This is a genomic window from Agrobacterium sp. 33MFTa1.1 (genome assembly GCF_004328495.1).
Lineage (GTDB): Bacteria > Pseudomonadota > Alphaproteobacteria > Rhizobiales > Rhizobiaceae > Agrobacterium > Agrobacterium pusense.
In genome coordinates this window covers 1806843-1825373 of the sequence record NZ_CP036359.1, presented here as the reverse complement: position 1 = coordinate 1825373, position 18531 = coordinate 1806843, and the positions used below count along the sequence as shown (strand labels likewise).

The following is an 18531-nucleotide window of genomic DNA, read 5'->3' as shown; positions in this document are numbered from 1 at the left end:
ACGGCTGAATCAACCTGAGGTGGCTTCACTCAGTTGTAGAGATCAAGCTCTCTACCGACTTGTAGACGTGATCCACCTGAATGTCGTTCATACACGCATGACCTTGCACGCAATTCTCTAATTTCGCGATATAACACGGGGAACAAGGAATTGGTCGCCTCACGACTTCCACTCTCATGCCGACTGGTTGCCACAGGTTCACATCTGCGACGCCGCTAAACACTGCAACGGTAGGGGTGCCTAAAAGAGCCGCTAGCTGCGTCGCACCCGTATCGCTCCCAACAAATATCGTTGCACCCGCTGAGACTTTCGCCATGTCGACAAGAGGAAGACTTCCTGTCAGGTCAAATACCTGTCCTGCGGGAAGCGCTCTCGATACCGCTTCACCATATTCTTTTTCCTGGGCGCCGCCCAAGACGACAATTTTTAGATCATGATGCTGGGCTATTCGAACAGCCAGTTCGGCGAATCTTTCAGCTGGCCACTTCTTGGCCAGCGTGCCACCACCAGGTGCTAAAATTGCATATTTTTCTCCGTTCGGCAGAGGCGCCTCACGCCCAGCCAACACCAAAGCACTTCCCGCATCGAACATCAACGGCTTCACTGAGTTTACAACGTGGCTGCAAAGCAACATTAGCCTGCGGATATTATGAGGGCTTTTGTGAAGGCCGGAACGTTCGGGAATAGGAGGAAGCGAGACATCGAGTGGAACAAAGTGCTTCCCGTGCGTCTGATACCCCGCCTTAATCTTTGCATCAACAAAAGCCAATGTTGGTCGCGTATCTTGGTCATGCCTAAGATCGATCGCGATGTCGTAAACCTCACCAACAACATCCCTGATCCTAGAGAATTTAGACATGTCAGCTTTTTTCACGTCCTGCGAAAGCTGCGCAAAAAAATTATACTCTCTCACTTCATCGAAGTAACCACACGCTTTGGCCAAACCAGAGTTGGTCGGTGAACAGACAATCGTAAAATGCCCGTGCGGCCACGCGTCCTTTAGGACCCTAATGGCAGGCAAAGACAAAATGAAATCGCCTATATGATCCAGTTTCACGATAAGTATTTTAGGTTCCGAATTGCCGGCAAAATACCCAGCAAGCGGCGACGATGTTACTATCTGCCGGTCATAGATTTCTCGTTGGTCAGATGGGAGTTTTTTTTTTGGTTCAAAGCGACCTTTGCGTCTTTTATCCTTGATCCGCGCCACCAATCCGGCGGCTCCCGATATCACCAAAGATAGCGGGTAAGTCAGAGGCAGGAATATCGCGGTCTGCCAAGTCAATCGTCGTATACGGCGCTCTGCTTTTGAGAGGCGATGGGAAACACTTCCTGCTTCTAATGCAGCGCTCGATAGTTCCGCAATTACATCCGCGCTCATCTTCGACTGACTGCGCCAGTCGCGTATTGCAGACAGTAATTCTTCGCGGTGAAGCACTTCGGTCTCTTGAGAGTGGGTTGCAGCTCTTAAATCAGTATATCCGTTCATTGAATTGATTGCCCGCCCGACAACCGAGATGGGATTGTTTCCGTCAGCATATGACTTCTGCAAAATAACCGCAGCTACAAAGCTCATGTCGGACTCTCCAACTAGGCCGGTTGAAAAGTAACGTGTCTCGATTGAAGAAAAACCTAAATACCGTCCGGCTTCAGCCACGATGAATTCGGGGACAATTTCGGAAAAGGGAAAATTCCGCACGTGCGACGCAGCAACATCACCGTTCGACCGCTTTATTTCCAAAATAAGGACGCCCCCGGCAGAAAGGCGACCACGTGCTTTAGAAACAATCTGAAACGCAATCTTTGAATCAAGTGGCGCATCCATCAGTCGGCAAATCACCAGATTGGCGGTCGAACTTTTGCCGTCATCTGGGCGTTCTGCCAAAATATCAGGATTCTCGCCGGCGTCCGCTGTCCAGCCTTGAGCCGTTATCCAATCAATTTCGCTTTCTGACCACGAACCAAACAGCGCGGCGACACGCGACTCTTTCAACTCATCGGTGAGCGCACAGAAAAGCACCTTATATGTCGCTGGGCCGCTATAATCGGGACAACGCTGCTGCGACAGATAGGCCTCGAAAGCTTCATAGGAAACGCCTTCTTTCATGCCTTGGTTTTCCCGTGCGAAGACTTCAAAACATTTCCCATCATAAAATGTTTTCTTCTTCGGCGAAATGCATCAAGTTGTTGCCGCTAAAAAGACGACCGTCTATTTTAGCTGCGTTTGCCGCCTCAATATCAGATGGTTTGTCGCCAATAAGCACGCTTCGCTTTCGGTCTATGTTCCAACGGACGACAATATCCTCAATCATCCCTGGAGACGGCTTTCTCCAATAGTGATTTCCCCGATACTTTTCGACGGTGGCGCTTTCGTGAAAAGGACAAAGGCGCTCGTCATCGATATAAGCTCCCTCCTTCCGGAGCAACTTCCCAATATGCGCCTTCAAAATGATATAGTCGAGATCATCGTAATAACCGCGTCCTATGCCAGACTGATTTGTTACGACAAATACGCGGTATCCTCGCTCTCTAAAAGAGCTTATAAATTCCGCGGCTCCGGGAATCAGCCGGACACCCTCCACTTTACTCGGATATCCGGTATCTTCGATGATAACGCCGTCACGGTCCAGAAAAAGCCCGGGCACGCTCTGCGTATGAGGCTCCAGCAGTCTATGCATTTCCTCAATGGCGCAGACTATATGATATAGAGAAGACGCTGGTGCGTGTTCATCTACAACATTTCCGTTTTCGTCAAAACGGTCAATCCAGAGGCCAGGCAGAACGTCGCTGAAAAAACGTTTCAGACCAGAGGCTGCGTCCGCTACCTTCGCATAAGCATTCTCTCTGTCTTCGGGCGTGATCGCCGTTTCGGCCATCATAAGCCAAGCCTTGATCCGCTCCGTTTGCGGCCATAAACGAAAAGCTCCATCTAACGAATTTAAGCTGAAATCAAGGCCATTTCGAGCCAATGAAAGCGATTCGTCGACACCTTTCTCGCCAATCGCCACCAGTCTGCGAGCCGCGATCAGGGCGTCCTTCCGCCCAGCCATTTTACCCCACCTTGTGAGCAGCCAAGCCCACTCGAATTGGTGCCCGGGCTCGACAGGCGCCAGAGAGTTGTCACGCATCACTGACCAGTCGTGATTAAAATACTCACTAAGCGATCCATTTTCATTGGATATAAATGCAGACAGACACAAGTCTCCGATCTCATTGAGACAAGAGAGCCAGCGATCGGGATTCTTAACGAGCGGATTTTCCAACCAGGTAAGAAAAGCCTCAAAAAGATGCATATGCGGATTTGACCGAAGTGGCACGATGGGGGGAATCGCCTCTTCGAAACCCGCGATCGGATGTTTCCACCCGGAGATCATCGCCTCGAGACAATCAAGAGCGTCATCTGCGGCATTCTCTGCGCTTCTGAGAGTCTCAGCTACATAACTCAAGCCAAATAATGCAAAAGCATGGTCATAAAGATCAAACGAAGTATTCTTTGAACCGGTAGCCGCGTCCACAGTCGCAATCAGCGTTCCGTTTGCATTAAAACAGTGGCGTCGAAGAAAACTCCACCCGTGCTGAACCAGCCCTTCAGCGTCGCCTGACCAGCCCATGTTCTTCGCAGCAGAAAAACTGTAGATTTGGCGGCAGACGACTCTCGTCCTGCGAGCAGCTTCCACAGCAACTCCGTTTTTGTCGATTTTCTCAAAAAAGCCGCCATTAACATCGTCTCGCCCGACGGAAGACCATAAAGGAAGTGCCGCTTCGAAAAGCCATTTCTTAAGGTCCAGATACTCACTCTGGGCGGAATCAAAACCCGGCTGCACCATTGACGGTTTCCCTACTTACTGTCCGGCTAAATTAATTGGAAGATGGATAATCGTGCCACCGAAATTTTTGAGGTCGAACGGGCTTCCACCAAAGATAAATATCCACTTCGACTTAAAGGTTCCTCGCACACTACGTATTGAGTTTACCGATACCTGTCATCATGCCGTAGATAACTATTAATGTAGTCATTTAGCCCTTCTTCCAGCGACGACTGCGGGCCGTTATAGCCTATCGATGCCACTTTCGACATATTTGCCTCCGTGAAATACTGATATTTTCCACGAATGGCCTCGGGCATTTCAATGAAGTTTATATTCAGTTTCTTGCCTAAAATATCCCCCATGACGTGGACGATATCTGCGAACGACCTCGCCTTGCCGGATCCGCAGTTGAATATTCCACTCCGGTTTCTATTGTGCAAAAGCCAAAGAATGAAAGACGTGCAGTCTTTAACATAGACAAAGTCGCGACGTTGTTCGCCATGGGCGATGTCGGGTCGATAGGATTTGAATAGGGAGACCTCATTCGTAGTCTGCACAACGTCAAAGAGCTTGCAGGCTACGCTGCGCATGTCATCCTTGTGGTACTCGTTGGGGCCATACACATTAAAGAATTTCAGACCAACCCATTGGGGGGGAGCATTCTCACCTCGGGCGACACGTTCGACAAAAATATCATCTGTCGTTTTTTTGCTCCAGCCATACGCATTTAGCGGTGCCAGGCCCGCTCGAGCGGCGGATGACTCATTATCATCAAATCCATCCTCGATTCCGCCGTAGGTCGCAGCGGAAGATGCGTAAATGAATGGGACACCATGCTCAGCGCACCAATCCCACAACATAACTGAATAGTTAATGTTTAGATCGATCAGTCTGTCTACGTCAGCTTCAGTGGTGGCCGAGATCGCGCCCATGTGGATCACAGCCTTAACTTCCATCTTTAGGCCGCGAAGATACTCCGGCAATCCCTCAGGAGAAACATAAGCCGCGATGTTCCTCTTCGCTAGGTTGCGCCACTTGTCACCGCGCCCGAACCAGTCAACCACGGCGATTGGTCCCAGACCCGCCGCTTCCAAATCAGCGACAATGTTTGACCCAATAAATCCAGCCGCCCCAGTTACAATATACATCAAACTGCCCTTTCCTGGCTTCGCGCTATTGTCGCCGTCGTGCTTTTCCCCGGTACTATCTCGAACGTCACAACCTTGCCGCCAGCCGCCATGACGACGTCGGCACCGACAATTTTATCAACCGTGTAGTCCGCACCTTTCACCAACACGTCAGGACGTATCATTTGGATGAGTTCAAGCGGCGTGTCTTCTTCAAACACCACCACTGCGTCGACAAAAGCAAGGGCGCCCAACAATTCCGCCCTATCAAATTCGGTATTTATCGGCCGCGCCGGTCCCTTGAGGCGCTTTACCGAGCTATCTGAATTCACACCTACGACCAGCCGGTCGCAATTATCCCGTGCATATTGCAAAAGCCTGATATGTCCAACATGCAGGATATCGAAGCAGCCATTGGTGAAGCCCACTTTCAGATTATCGCTTCGCCAATCTTCTGTTAGCGCCTGAATATCGTTCCAGGCAACAAGTTTATCCGACGGACTTATCTCACCGGATGAGGTATCATGAGACAATGCATCTCGAAGCTCCGCAACAGAGACGGTCGCCGTTCCTTTTTTCCCCACTACAATACCAGCGGCAGCATTCGCGACGCGCGCCGCTTCAGCGCGCGAAATATGTGAACCAAGGCCGACTGCGAGTGCTGCAATCACCGTATCCCCCGCGCCGACAACATCGAAAACCTCTTTCGCGTCTGCGCGGATGTGGAAAGGCTGATGATCCCGCTCAATAAGCGTCATTCCTTTCTCAGCACGCGTAATGAGGACCGCCTCGACGTCAAAGCGAGACAGAATCAGTTCGCCGGCCAATTCCGCTTCCTGGTCGGTATCTGGCCACAGACCCGTCACAGCCTGCGTTTCCTTTTGATTGGGCGTTACAATCGCGGCCCCAGCATACCGAGAGAAATCGGAAGTCTTGGGGTCGATAATAATTGGCTTTCCCTCAGACCGGCAGGCCGCAATAACAGCTTTGACAACCCTCTCGCTTAAGAGCCCTTTGGCATAGTCTGAGAGAATGACAACGCTGTGCGAGCTGATCAGTGATGTTGCGGTTGAGATAACTCGATCTTCTTCTTCTGACGAAATTGGAGAGGCGTCTTCAAAATCGACGCGCAACATTTGCTGGCCATGGCCTAAAAAGCGTGTCTTGATGGTTGTCGGACGTTTATCCAGCGTGACAAACTCCGCTGACACATCATGAACGGCATTCAAGAGCTCAAGCAGCTTGCTTCCGTTGCTGTCTCTGCCAATCGCCCCCAGCAGGGTACAACTTGCGCCGAGAGATGATATATTGCGAGCAACATTCGCGGCGCCGCCTGCGAAATACTCTTCTGACCGCGCACACATGACGGGGACTGGACCTTCTGGCGAAATGCGACCCACATCACCAGAAATAAAGCAATCCAGCATGACGTCACCGATGCAGAGAACTTTAACCTCAGAAAACCTCAAATAGTCCAACATCACCAGTTACTCTTCCTGTCCATTCATTCATATGATCCAGAGAACACATAAACGACAATGCCAAAAAATCGCTCTAAATCGACAGAGCCCCACACCCCACACAACGATTCAGGCGAATCGATCTATCTCCTATTCACCAACATTGCGCCCAACATCCGACCCCACATTCAGGTTTCGAGAATATTTCGCCAACTTATCTCCAGCGAATACATCTCTGCCCACTCAATATCCCGAGAATAAATCCCAAATATACTCTCCGGAAATGAGCGATAGCCGACCCGAAAACCAGATGCAACATCCCGAAACGACTCCAACCAAAAATAATACGGAAGAAGACGATTAAATTAGTCCAATTTCTACTTAATTAGCATGCTTTTTTTTGTTGCCTCAAGCAGGTCAGCTGCAACGTCCTTCCACGTGCGCATTTGTGGTTTGGATAGTTCGATATTTTTTTTCAATGCTGCATATTCCGCTGGATTTTCAATCAGATTCTCTAGTTGGGTCGCCAGCTCCTCCGGACTCTCGGGGTCGAAGTAGCGAGCCCAATCGCCCCCCGCTTCTCTTAAAGCAGGGACATCTGCGGCTAAGGCAGGAGTTCCGCACCATAATGCCTCACTGACGGGAAGCCCCCAACCTTCCATCCGGCTGGGCAGAAGAAGAGCATAGGCTTTTTCGTAAAGCGACCGCAACTCCGCCTGATTCGGGTTGAGGACAAAGTGAAATTTCGTGAACAAAGGGGCAAATTTCTCTTTCTTTAGAAATTTCTCCACCCTCTTCCGGCGCGCACCTGCCAACACGAGCTCAGGAACAGAAACGCCTCGCCGATGCAGCAAGAGCATAGCCTCGACGACGCACTCCAGATTCTTCCGTCCGTTGTATATGCCGACGCATAGGAGATACGGCTTTTCCGGACCACGTTTCTCGACGGGCTCATTGGTAGGCCGCAATTCATGGCAGAGAGGAACAGCGATAACATTCGGTACGGGGGGCAGCGTCCCAACCTTGGAGAAATGCTTCACTTCAGCGGCCGTGAACTCGGAGTTAGTCAAGATCATCGATGCCGCACTGATCGCTACCTGATTGTCGTGGATAAAGTTTCTAGGGAATGAAAACTGGTTTCGGTGACTGAAATCATGCAGAGGTATCATGTCGTGAAGCAGTGGAATAAAAATAGGCTTAGTGCCGCTTTCTGCGAGAGCCATCAGATAGTCAGACATAATCTTCGGACGCCCTAGCGCAACCAGAATTTGCTCATGTAGATCGACATCTTTGGCGGCCCCCGCAGGAACCGTGGCCCAGCGCTTACGATTACGATATTGAACGATCTTATGCAGCAGCTTGTAAAACGTCTTTTTTACGGCGTTTGCATCATAGATATTCTGGCGAAGACGCAGCGGCGTAGCCGAAGTTGGAATATTAGGATCAAGTACGCCAGTCGGCGACGCATCACCCGCGCGAGGAAAAACTTCGAAAAACCGTCGGTGCAATGGCGAATAAATGACGTATCGAACTGATGCGTCAAGCTTCGTCAGCTCATATGCCACTTCCATCACCGTGCGAGCGATACCATAATATTTGAACTTCACGCCGGAATTCAAATATAGTTCGGATAGATCAAAAAAAACATCGGGCATTCACTGACCTGCCTGCCTTGAAGTGGCCCGACGACCGTCATCGGGGCTGCGAACAAAATTGTCCTGAATCAGCGAATGGAATAGTGCAACCTCGCCAATGCCAAAACGTGCCAGGCGATAGCCCACGCGACATTTGGCCGATATAGATTTCGGCCGGTAGGCTTGTCAATCGCGCAGCTACCAAACTGTCGAAGTGGCACGTTCCAATTGATTATCGCCCTCAGCAGGCTAAGTCCCAGAATATAGTCAATCAGTAAAGGAGCCAGCGACGCAACTGCTCCGCGACAAAAGTTATGGGTTATTTCTCGTAGTTGCCCTCCCTGGCTTGAAAATCGAAGAACGCTGAATGTGAGAGATAATTGGGAAATCCGTACTGAAGCAGCGCTTTGCGGTAGCACCGACGCAGCCCGTTGAACCGATCCGACGCCGGCGCGCAACGTTTGCTTGACGCTTAAAACGGCGATCTTGCCGTTTTGCTCCATTGGATTTGATGAGGGAGTTTATTCCAATGAAAAAGCTAAACATCATTTTTTCGACAACCCGGCAGTGGAACCCTGGCGATGAATTCATCTTGCAAGGCGTCAGAAATGTGCTGAAAGAATTAGAGGTTGACCACTGTCCTGTCATTTACAATAGAAATCCAGACATCCGCCCCTCGCATCAGGACCGCCAGCTCTTTAGAACATCGAAGCTGCCCAGCGATTTCAACTCTCAGGTGGACTTTGTTGACTTGGAAGCAAACCTCAAACTCGGATTTTTTGACAACTCTGTGAAACCGGACACGAACTGTGAGTTTGTCGACTGGGTCATTATGTCAGGCACGCCGGAATGGTGTAGCGCGAGAATGACCGATCTCTATTCCTTGATATTACGCTACAACTTGCCAGTTATGATAATCGGTGTCGGCGGCAACTGCGATATTTACCACGAAAGCTATCGTGAGGTAATCTCGAAATCAAAGCTACTGACGGTGAGAGACCACAATACCTTCAAGGCCGTGTTGAAACAAGGTTTTTCCGCCGAGGAAATCCCTTGTCCGGCCTTGCTCAGCGCCAAGGTCAACCAAGAGCTCAACATCCAGAATGTAAAGAAAATTGCGTTGATTTACCATGCCACGGCGGACGATTCAGTTATCTGGAACGGATTCTCTTCCGACGCCTTTAATTACACGAACTCACTGTACCGGCGCTTGTTATCAGACTACGCAGGTCAATATCAGTTTTCGATTGTATGTCACTATATCGACGAAATTCCGCTGGCTAGGCGCGATTTTCCTGATCTGGAAATCGAATATTCGTTCGAGTCGAAAGATTATTACCACATATATTCTCAGTTCGATCTCGTGGTTGGCCCGCGTGTGCACGGCGTCGGTGTCGCTGCATCTCTGGGTGTACCAGGAATAGCGATCTCGCATGACTCTCGCGGATCCACGACGAAGGGCTTCCTAGCAGAGGTATTGTCAGTCGGAACGCCAGAGTCTGAAGCTTTGGCCAAAATCGCGGATATGATCGCCAATATCGCATCTCGCAGTGCGATTCTAAAGAAGCATAAAAGACTGACAATGGATCGATACAAGACTTTGGTTCGCGACGCCTTGAATGATAGGGCGGTCAGCTACCAGTCGTCTTGGGATATTAGTAGCGGCCACACGTTCACTATGGAGGAGCTTCGGCCTCTCGCTTCTGCATTGGAGGCAATTAAGCTGGGCGCCGCAACGGAGAAAGATGGCGATCGAATGGGGGCTCTGGCGCCGGAAATACGTACGCGCCTCATTAATATTGAAAACAAAATAAACCACTTAATGAGCCGTCAGTAATCGTTACAGAAAAGTAGCTCCTCATAACATCAATCGGTGTACAAGGAACACCCACTTAATTCAGGCACAGCCCGAAAGCTTCTATTCACGACGCTACCCTTGGCGGGCCGGTAGTGCGTGTTTCGAGGATACCAAAGCGCAATGTTGACACGTTAGGCCCCTAGGCTTATTGGCGTGGTCTGGATGAAGCCATGTAGGTTTCCTAATTCCGCTGAGCTTTTCTGCGCATTCCACTCGAAGAGCGTGACAAAAAAACTATCGGGCGTCTCATGGCATTTATTGAAAACTGGAGAGCCATTCCTCACAAACAACAAGCGCCTGAATGTGCGATGGAAAATCTGCGCGAGCGTCGACGTCAAATAAGGATGTTTCTGTGATCGGATCGTTTTTGTCGCCAAACGACAAGAAGTTGCTGACGCGACTTTTTAAAGAAAATTTCAAAAAACACGTTGGTTGGTACTCCGCGGCAATCGTGGCTATGCTGATAGTTGCCGGCATGACATCTCTTAGTGCATGGATTATGCGCGATATCGTCAACAGTGTTTATTTGAAGCAGGGTTTCGACGTTGTTCTCGAAATTGCATTTGCCGTCGCGGTTATATTTATAGTCAAGGGACTCGCGACCTTTGTGCAGAGCTACTACCTGAGCAAAGCTGGCAACAGCATTGTGGCCGAGCAGCAGCGCAGAATTTACGACCGACTTTTGAAACAAGGGGTCTCCTTTTTTCAGAATTTGCCGTCTTCTGAATTGCTGGTCCGTGTTACCTATAATGCTCAATCAGCTCGTAGCGTCATAGACACAATTGTAACGTCGTTCGTACGCGACCTCTTTTCGCTTCTCGGGTTAATCATTGTAATGTTCGCTCAAAATTTTCTGTTGAGCGCTATTTCGATGATTATTGGACCACTCGCCATTTTTAGCGTGCGCCTGGTTCTGCGCCGCGTGCGCAAGATCATGGAAGCAGAACTTGCTTCCCTCGGTGAAATCGTCAACGTGGTTCAGGAAACGAGCATCGGCGTGCGCGTCATCAAGGCGTTCTCCTTGGAGAAGCTTATGCGCCAACGCATGAATAAGGCGGTCTCAGATGTCGAGCAGCGCGCCAACGGCATTGCGAAGCTTGAAGCAGCGACAAGTCCCATCATGGAAACTTTGTCAGGCCTTGCGATCGCGGTGGTTATCGCCGTCTCTGGATACACAGTCCTTGAGAAAGGCGGCTCGCCAGGTGATCTAATGGCATTCATCACCGCACTACTTCTCGCTTACGAACCGGCAAAACGTCTGGCTCGCATGCGCGTGCAGATCGAGGGCGGGATGATCGGAGTGCGCATGATGTTCGAAGTGCTGGACGCGCCGCTGACACTCGCAGAAAAAAAGGATGCCATGCCGCTCCCCAAGGCAAGTGGCGATGTCGAGCTCAAGAATGTCAGCTTCGAGTACGTTTCAGGTCAGCCGGTTCTCAGGGATGTCAGCGTCCTCTTCGAAGGAGGTAAAATGACTGCGCTGGTAGGCCCTTCTGGCAGCGGCAAATCTACCATCATCAACCTCATGATGCGCCTCTACGACCCGCAGAACGGCTCCGTTGAAATCAATGGTATGGATCTGCGCGACGTATCCTTTTCCAGCCTGCGCGAACATGTTTCTTACGTGGGCCAGGAAACCTTCCTGTTCTCTGGAACCATCAGGCACAACATCTCGGTCGGTCGTGACAATGCGACGGAGGAAGAGATCATCGCTGCCGCCAAGGCCGCAAATGCGCATGATTTCATCATCAAGATGCGGGATGGGTACGACACCAAGCTCGGAGAGAACGGCTCCGGCCTGTCCGGTGGCCAGAGACAGCGTGTGGCTATTGCTCGTGCAATGCTGCGGGACGCGGATATTCTGATTCTCGATGAAGCGACGAGCGCCCTGGATTCAGAGTCGGAGGCTCTTGTCCGCGACGCCTTGGAGCGTTTGACGTTTAACAAAACCTCTATCGTCATCGCTCACCGTCTTTCTACTATCAATCGCGCCGACAAGATTGTCGTGATGGACAACGGTGAAGTAGTCGAACAGGGCAGCCGGCGTGAATTGCTGGCCAATGACGGTCTCTACAAGCGCCTCCACAGCATCCAGTTCGAAGCGGACGTCGCGTAATCGAGGAAGGAAATCGAGCGGCAATACCGCTCGACTTTACTTCTCTTAAAAAAAAATGATCGGGACGCATTTGCTACGGCGCGATTTGTGGTTAGCGTGCTTCCCGCGTTAAAGCGGCGCGATCCATCGTTGTTCTGCCCCCTTAGCCCTACGAAACGATGATAGGCCGGCTGCCTCATGTCGTTGAAAAAGTCGTGACGATTCCGCAGCGATGCTGAAGAATCGTCCTCCGCAAAGTCGGAACTGTACTCAGCCTTGATGGCCTTGGCAGACCGCGCCAAATCGTGGCAGCATTTCGTGCATGAGATCATCAGGAGACATGAGCGGAGTGACGGCAATCGGAAAACTGGCGGAGAATTTTGCAGAGGCAAGCCGAGAGGGCGCGAGAATTCCTCTGGCAGAGCTTGAGGCGGAGAGCCTTGTTCCCGCCACCTTTTCAGAGGCCATGGAGATTCAGCGGGCTTTTGCTGCAAACTGGGCAACGCCGGTCGTCGGCTGGAAATTGGCTATCCGGCCGGATGGCGAAGCCGTTGGGGCACCGATTTTCGATTATGTTAGGGTCAACGACGCCAATCTCGCTTCTTTTCCTGAAGATGGCACCGAAGGTGTCGAAGTCGAGATTTGCTTCACGCTTTCCGCCGACATCCCTGCTTCAACCGCTGGGCGGATGACAAGGGCCGATCTGACGGGATTTATCGACATGGTCCATCTTGGCGCCGAACTTCTCCGCTACAGGCTGGTAGAGAAAAACCAAGTGCCGTTTCCGCTCTTTCTGGCGGATCGCCTCGCCAACCACGGCTTCGTCATCGGTCCGGAACTGGACGAAGGCATCGTGGAGGTCTTTACCGGGAACGGCGAGAACCTGCTGCAGCTCACCGTTACAGAGGGAACGGTGTCGCTGTTCGATGCCAAGGTCAAGCATCCGAATGGTGATCCGCTTGCGCCGCTTGTCGCCTTCGCCAATTCGGCATTCAACACCGGCGACATGCTGAAGGCTGGCAATGTCGTGACGACGGGTAGCCTTTGCGGTGCGATACCAAGCGCACTTGCTGGCCACACGCGCGTAAGGCTGGAATCGGCTGGTGCTTTCACACTCTCAGGTCCGAAACGATAGCCTTCGCTCCTCAGGCTGCTACCGTTTTCCGGCAGCCTGAGGCCTTAATCCCACTCACGCCTTTTGTGGCGCGCGGAACGTCACTTCACCCGCCCATACTCGCCGAGAAAATCGAGAAGGGCCCGAATACGTGCCGGAAGCGGTCCCCGTTGGCCGACATAAACGGCATGAAACATCTCGGTCTCACCCGTATCGAGATGATCGAGGACCGGGATCAGACGGCCGGCGGCGATATCCTCCCGCACGGTAAAAGCCGCAAGGCGAACCAGACCGACACCGGCAAGGGCAAGACGGCGAAGGCCTTCGCCATCGCTCACCTGCACGCGTCCCGTCGCCGGAATAACGACGGTCTTTCCGGCGTCTCGCAACGGCCAGCCGTCGATTGATCGGGCGTAGCCGAATCCAAGGCGGTTGTGATCTTCGAGATCGGCTATTGTCTGTGGAATGCCATGACGCTCCAGATAATCCCTGGAGGCCGCGATGATCATTCTCGTCTCACCGAGCTTGCGGGCAACAAGCGTTGAGCTTTTCAGTGGTCCCGCGCGCACGGCCACATCCGTGCGTTCCGCAAGCAGGTCAACCACCAGATCCGTCTGGACGATATCAAGCGTGATGCCTGGATGGAGCGCCAGAAACCGTGGCAGGATGGGTGCAAGAATATGCGCTGCATAGGATGCGCTGGTGTTGATCCGCACGCGGCCGAGAGGCCGTTCACCTTCCCCGGCAGCGCGTTCGGCCTCTTCAAGATCGGCGAGGATACGGGTGGCCCGCTCATAAAAGGCGCAGCCCTCGGGGGTGATCTGAAGCTGACGGGTGGAACGGTTGAGGAGGCGCGCACCAAGGCGGCTTTCCAGCCGTGCGATCAGCTTGCTCACGGCGGAAGGCGTCATGCTAGCCGCAGCCGCCGCGCGGGAAAAACCACCAAGCTCTATGACCCGTACGAATATCTCCATCTCCCCTGCCCGGTTGATCTCCAATCGCGCCATGATGACTTCATCTCACAAGTGATAATAGTTTCGGCATTCTATTTCATTGAAGAGCAGGCGTCTATCTTACGACAGCGATTGTAACACACCGCAGTCTTCATCAGTCAGATCACGAACGGACGGGCAGAAGGCCACGCCGCGACGCGCCGCCCACGACCATTTCGAAACAACAAAGGAAAGTTTCATGGAATATCGCCAGCTTGGCAAATCCGGTCTGAAAGTGCCGGTCTTGAGTTTCGGCACCGGAACCTTCGGCGGCTCCGGCCCGCTCTTCAGCAACTGGGGCAACTCAGATGCCGCAGAAGCCCGAAGCCTGATCGATGTTTGCATGGAGGCAGGCGTCAACCTGTTCGATACCGCCGATGTCTATTCCAATGGAGCATCGGAGGAAGTGCTCGGCGAAGCCGTCAAGGGAAGGCGCGACAGAGTTCTGATCTCTACGAAGACCAGCCTGCCGATGGGTGACGGGCCGAACGAGGCCGGGTCGTCGCGCTTCCGGCTGCTGCGCGCGGTGGATGACGCCCTGCGCCGCCTAAAGACCGACTATATCGACATACTCCAGCTCCATGCCTACGATGCCTTCACGCCGGTTGAGGAAGTGCTGTCGACGCTCGATACGCTCGTCCGGTCGGGCAAGGTGCGATATACCGGCGTCTCGAATTTTTCCGGCTGGCAGATCATGAAGTCGCTCGCGGTCGCCGATCGATATGGCTGGCCGCGTTATGTCGTCAACCAGGTCTATTACTCGCTTGTTGGCCGCGACTACGAGTGGGATCTGATGCCGCTCGGGGCGGATCAGGGCCTTGGCGCCATGGTCTGGAGCCCGCTTGGCTGGGGGCGGCTTACCGGAAAAATCCGCCGCGGCACGCCGCTGCCTGAAGGCAGCCGCCTGCACGAAACCGCCGGTTTCGGCCCGCCGGTCAATGATGAAGAGCTCTACCGCGTGATCGATGCAATCGACGCCGTTGCGACGGAGACAGGCCGGACCGTCCCTCAGGTCGCCCTCAACTGGCTACTCAGACGCCCGACTGTTTCGACTGTCATCATCGGCGCGCGCAATGAGGAACAGCTTCGCCAGAACCTTGATGCCTTGGGATGGGAACTGACGTCCGCACAGGTAGCGACGCTAGACGAGGCCAGCGAGACGACTGCTCCCTATCCACATTTCCCGTATCAGCGCCAAGAGGGCTTTGCCCGGCTTAATCCACCGGCCGTAACACGCCAGACTATGCCGTTCTAAGCCAAGTTCAGGCCGCGTGAACTACAGGCGGCCTGACAAATGCGGAGCTTCAGGCGGTTTTGTTGGCGGAGCCTGCGTCCACCCGGCCCGAAAACCAGTTCGCCAGGATTGCGCCGGAAATATTGTGCCAGACGCTGAAAATGGCGCTTGGAACCGCGGCGAGAGGCGAAAAATAGGCCGTTGCAAGTGCCGCGCCAAGGCCCGAATTCTGCATGCCGACCTCTATCGCAATGGCCTTGCGCTTGGCAAGCGACAGGCCCGTTGCCTTTGCCGCGAGGTAACCGAGCAGATAGCCAAGGCCATTGTGCAGAACCACGACGGCAAAAATCATCAGGCCGGACTGCGCGATGGACGCCTTCGATCCTCCCACCACCGCCGCGACGATGAGGACGATGCCAATGACGCTGACGAGCGGCAACGCCGGTACGGCGGTTTTGACAAGGCCGGGCAGCAGCTTTTGCAGGGCGGCACCCAGAGCCAGCGGAACCAGAACGACCTTGACGATGCTGAGGAACATCGCCCAACCGTCGACGGGCAGGAACTGGCTTGCGAACAGCCAGACGAGGAATGGCGTCACCAGCGGCGCGGCAAGCGTGGTGACCGAGGTGCAGGCGACCGACAGCGCGACATCGCCCTTAGAGAGATAAGTCATGACATTGGAAGACGTGCCGCCCGGGCAGCAACCGACCAGAATGACGCCCGCCGCGACTTCCGGCGGCATGGGAATGATGCGGGTGAGCAGCACCGCCAGAAGCGGCATGATGAGAAACTGACCGAGCACGCCGATCGTCACATCGAACGGCCTTTTCACGACCTCCCTGAAGTCATCGACCGAAATTGTGAGACCCATGCCGAACATGATGATTGACAGTAGCGTGACGATCCACGGCGCGATCTGCTTAAACGTATCCGGAAAGAAAAAACCGAGGACGGCAAACAGGATGACCCAGACGGCAAAAGTCTTGCCCACGAAAGCCGAAACGGCTGCCAGCGTTTTCATGTCTAACTCCCATAAATAACAGCACAGCCCGTCTATCCTCCAAGGAGCTCGTGTCAAGGTCAAACCGGGCGGCGTCGTACCCGCTCCCGAAACTCCGCGACCGCGGCGATATCTGGTAAAGGCCTTTCCCGCCAGAAATAACGCCGCGCGAGGGAAAGGGCTAAACTTCAGCCCCGCCTGATCAATAAAAACATCAAGTTCTTCTATCCGCTCATACCGAACAGATAGTTCCGCGTAGACAACGTCATTGATGAACAGCGGACCCGAAACGCTCGCCAGTTCGAGCTGCTCAATCGACCAGTCGGCCCAAACCGGGTCGTCCGTCACAAGATCAAGCAGGACATTTGTATCGACAAGCGTCACTCGTCACCACGGGTCAGCGCCATGATGGCGTCGGTACCCAGACCTTCACCAGCATGTCCGCGCAGCTTGGCGAAACGCGTGAGTGGCTGTTTCTTGTCTGCCCTGACGAGAACTATCCTTCCATTGGGGGCCCGAACAAAATCGACCGAGCTTCCTGGGGAAATCCCTAAAAGCTCGCGTACGCCTTTTGGAATCGTGACCCGCCCTTTGGCCGTTACCGTTGTTGCCACCTCAAACTCCCGTAATACCGGCGTAAGACGGTTTTTCTGTGCCTCTGTTTCAATCAGTCTCGCGATGAAATCAGTCACCAAGGCCCAGCCACCAAATCATACCCGACAACATTCAGTCTACCGCCGTTAGGATTGGATTAACCATACCGGGCCACCCTTCTCTCGCAGCAACGATGGAGGTCGGCTTTGGCTTACGACTGGGACCGCAATGAAAGCGACGGCCGGTTCGATGAACTGGTGACAGGACTGATATTCTTCACAATAATCACCCTGCTTCTGCTGTCGGCTTATCTGGTAACGGGCCTTGCCGCATAGGCAGGACGTGCTTCTGTCTCGCCGTCGCAGGGCGCCGAAGGCACGGCAACGATCCTGTTCACCAAAGACCGTTGCCGCGCCCTACCGAGCCCTTCACGCCGCTTACACGGCGATCCTGCCCCTTTCCTCCTGAAACGGTGTTTCGCGCGTCTTCGGCCGCAGCAGGCGGATACGCGACTGCGGCTCAATCACAGACCAGTAAGGCTGGATCAGTTCACGCAGCATGCGGCGCAGTTCCGGCCAGGGGGTCTCTTCCTTGCGAAGCTCCGGATCGTACATCACCAGCATGCAATGAAGCTTGGCGGCGATATCGTGGATGTAATAGGGCTGCAGCGAAATCAGGACGCGCCCGGCAATGCCCTCGAACCGGGCAAGATCCTGCGCCTTCGCAAGGCTTGCGCTGTAGCCGATACGACGGTCGGCCGCATTCCATCTCCGTCTCAGCCTCAGCAACTCCAGACGTGCGCTCTCTGCCGCATCGGCGCCAATCCGCGGCGCCAGTTCCCTGATCTCCTCGAAAGAGGATACGGTACCGACCGACGTCCCGCCATCGTCGACGGTAATCACGACGAAAGGACGACCACCGGTCTCTTCCAGCAGTCGCGCCTCGAGTTCCTGGCATTCGCGTTCGGCGGCAAGGCGCTGCCGATACATGTCGTACCAGTCCGGCCACAGCTCCTTGGCATGCACCGGTCCGGCAATGGTACGCGAGGGAAGATCGTTGAGCAGCATCGGCAGGATCCGTGCCGCCAGCGGCAAAAGATTGCGCCGGTTGATCACGCTTGGCAGGTTGTCGACAAACGTCTCGTTGGGGAATGCATTTGCGCACGAAATTTTAGGTAAAGTTCTGCTATTCTCAGAATCAGCCATGATCCAAGCTCCTGCTAGCTAGATTGTGGTCAGGTCGAGTTAGGCGGTAGGACGCCTCACTCGGCCGCCTGCTTAACGCAGACATCTGATAGTAACTGGAATTGATAGCGAAGCAATATTTTTCGCTAAATTATGGCGATTTTTCATGTTTTCTGTTCAAGTGAGGATGGCGCGTGCCGCTTTAGGATGGGGAATTGTCGAACTTGCGGAACATGCCGGAATATCGACAAACACCCTAGTCCGCCTAGAAAAAGGTGAGGACCTCAAGGAATCAACGATCGAGAATATACGCTTTGTTTTAGAACAAGCCGGCGTGAAGTTCGTCGACAACGACGTCACGTTTGGTGTTCTCGTCAACAAAGACGATTACATTCCGTTGTCGTAAATCGCCTACACCTATAACAGCGAG

The 18531-nt window shown here is 53.2% G+C and carries 15 protein-coding genes and 1 pseudogene; 6 read left to right on the top strand and 10 right to left on the bottom strand.

The window, feature by feature from the left end; all coding sequences use genetic code 11:
* Positions 1-25: 25 nt before the first annotated feature.
* The 5 genes from EYD00_RS22105 to EYD00_RS22085 form a co-directional block, all read right to left on the bottom strand.
* Positions 26-2107 carry a glycosyltransferase family 9 protein gene (locus EYD00_RS22105; RefSeq protein ID WP_034495590.1) on the bottom strand — a complete coding sequence of 694 codons (2082 nt, stop codon included), beginning with the start codon at positions 2105-2107 and terminating at the stop codon, positions 26-28.
* Positions 2108-2147: 40 nt separating this feature from the next.
* Positions 2148-3827: an HAD-IIIA family hydrolase gene (locus tag EYD00_RS22100; protein WP_034495593.1), complete on the bottom strand. Its 1680-nt coding sequence runs from the start codon at positions 3825-3827 to the stop codon at positions 2148-2150.
* A gap of 143 nt (positions 3828-3970) precedes the next feature.
* Positions 3971-4957 carry an ADP-glyceromanno-heptose 6-epimerase gene (rfaD, locus tag EYD00_RS22095; protein WP_034495596.1) on the bottom strand — a complete coding sequence of 329 codons (987 nt, stop codon included), beginning with the start codon at positions 4955-4957 and terminating at the stop codon, positions 3971-3973.
* Positions 4957-6417 (bottom strand): D-glycero-beta-D-manno-heptose-7-phosphate kinase, encoded by a 1461-nt coding sequence (gene rfaE1 / locus EYD00_RS22090; protein ID WP_051674122.1) that lies wholly within the window; start codon positions 6415-6417, stop codon positions 4957-4959. Before rfaE1 ends, rfaD begins: the two co-directional genes overlap by 1 nt.
* A 356-nt stretch (positions 6418-6773) precedes the next feature.
* Entirely contained in the window at positions 6774-8051 is a 1278-nt protein-coding gene (locus EYD00_RS22085; RefSeq protein WP_034495601.1) for a glycosyltransferase family 4 protein, read from the bottom strand.
* Between the two features lie 508 nt (positions 8052-8559).
* Between EYD00_RS22085 and EYD00_RS22080 the strand changes: the two genes are divergently transcribed.
* The 3 genes from EYD00_RS22080 to EYD00_RS22070 all read left to right on the top strand — a co-directional run bounded on the left by EYD00_RS22080 (position 8560) and on the right by EYD00_RS22070 (position 13118).
* A complete protein-coding gene (locus EYD00_RS22080; protein WP_051674124.1) occupies positions 8560-9867 on the top strand; it encodes a polysaccharide pyruvyl transferase family protein in 1308 nt (435 codons plus the stop codon).
* Positions 9868-10240: 373 nt separating this feature from the next.
* Positions 10241-12004, top strand: coding sequence for an ABC transporter ATP-binding protein (locus EYD00_RS22075; protein WP_034495639.1), 1764 nt, complete (start codon positions 10241-10243; stop codon positions 12002-12004).
* Between the two features lie 328 nt (positions 12005-12332).
* The gene (locus EYD00_RS22070; RefSeq protein WP_034495642.1) at positions 12333-13118 is read left to right on the top strand and encodes a 2-keto-4-pentenoate hydratase; all 786 of its coding nucleotides are present in this window, start codon (positions 12333-12335) and stop codon (positions 13116-13118) included.
* An 80-nt stretch (positions 13119-13198) separates the two neighbouring features.
* Here EYD00_RS22070 and EYD00_RS22065 read toward each other — a convergent pair whose 3' ends face one another.
* Complete coding sequence (locus tag EYD00_RS22065) at positions 13199-14104, bottom strand: LysR family transcriptional regulator (RefSeq protein WP_034495604.1); 906 nt, start codon at positions 14102-14104, stop codon at positions 13199-13201.
* Positions 14105-14288: 184 nt separating this feature from the next.
* Between EYD00_RS22065 and EYD00_RS22060 the strand changes: the two genes are divergently transcribed.
* Positions 14289-15344 carry an aldo/keto reductase gene (locus tag EYD00_RS22060; protein ID WP_034495607.1) on the top strand — a complete coding sequence of 352 codons (1056 nt, stop codon included), beginning with the start codon at positions 14289-14291 and terminating at the stop codon, positions 15342-15344.
* Between the two features lie 49 nt (positions 15345-15393).
* Here the strand turns inward: EYD00_RS22060 and EYD00_RS22055 are convergent, their stop codons facing one another.
* The 3 genes and pseudogenes from EYD00_RS22055 to EYD00_RS22045 form a co-directional block, all read right to left on the bottom strand.
* Complete coding sequence (locus tag EYD00_RS22055) at positions 15394-16344, bottom strand: bile acid:sodium symporter family protein (protein ID WP_034495611.1); 951 nt, start codon at positions 16342-16344, stop codon at positions 15394-15396.
* 69 nt (positions 16345-16413) lie between these two features.
* Positions 16414-16707, bottom strand: a pseudogene (locus EYD00_RS26115) (type II toxin-antitoxin system VapC family toxin); the annotation flags it as partial.
* Positions 16704-16937, bottom strand: a complete 234-nt coding sequence (locus tag EYD00_RS22045; RefSeq protein WP_131258930.1) for an AbrB/MazE/SpoVT family DNA-binding domain-containing protein — start codon at positions 16935-16937, stop codon at positions 16704-16706. The pseudogene EYD00_RS26115 and the gene EYD00_RS22045, both read right to left, overlap by 4 nt.
* Before the next feature lie 186 nt (positions 16938-17123).
* Between EYD00_RS22045 and EYD00_RS26225 the strand changes: the two genes are divergently transcribed.
* Entirely contained in the window at positions 17124-17252 is a 129-nt protein-coding gene (locus tag EYD00_RS26225; RefSeq protein WP_286084895.1) for a hypothetical protein, read from the top strand.
* 102 nt (positions 17253-17354) lie between these two features.
* Here the strand turns inward: EYD00_RS26225 and EYD00_RS22040 are convergent, their stop codons facing one another.
* A complete protein-coding gene (locus EYD00_RS22040; protein WP_131258917.1) occupies positions 17355-18122 on the bottom strand; it encodes a hypothetical protein in 768 nt (255 codons plus the stop codon).
* A 145-nt stretch (positions 18123-18267) separates the two neighbouring features.
* On the opposite strand from EYD00_RS22040, the gene EYD00_RS22035 reads away from it, so the two are divergent.
* Positions 18268-18507 (top strand): helix-turn-helix domain-containing protein, encoded by a 240-nt coding sequence (locus tag EYD00_RS22035; protein WP_034495621.1) that lies wholly within the window; start codon positions 18268-18270, stop codon positions 18505-18507.
* Positions 18508-18531 lie beyond the last annotated feature (24 nt).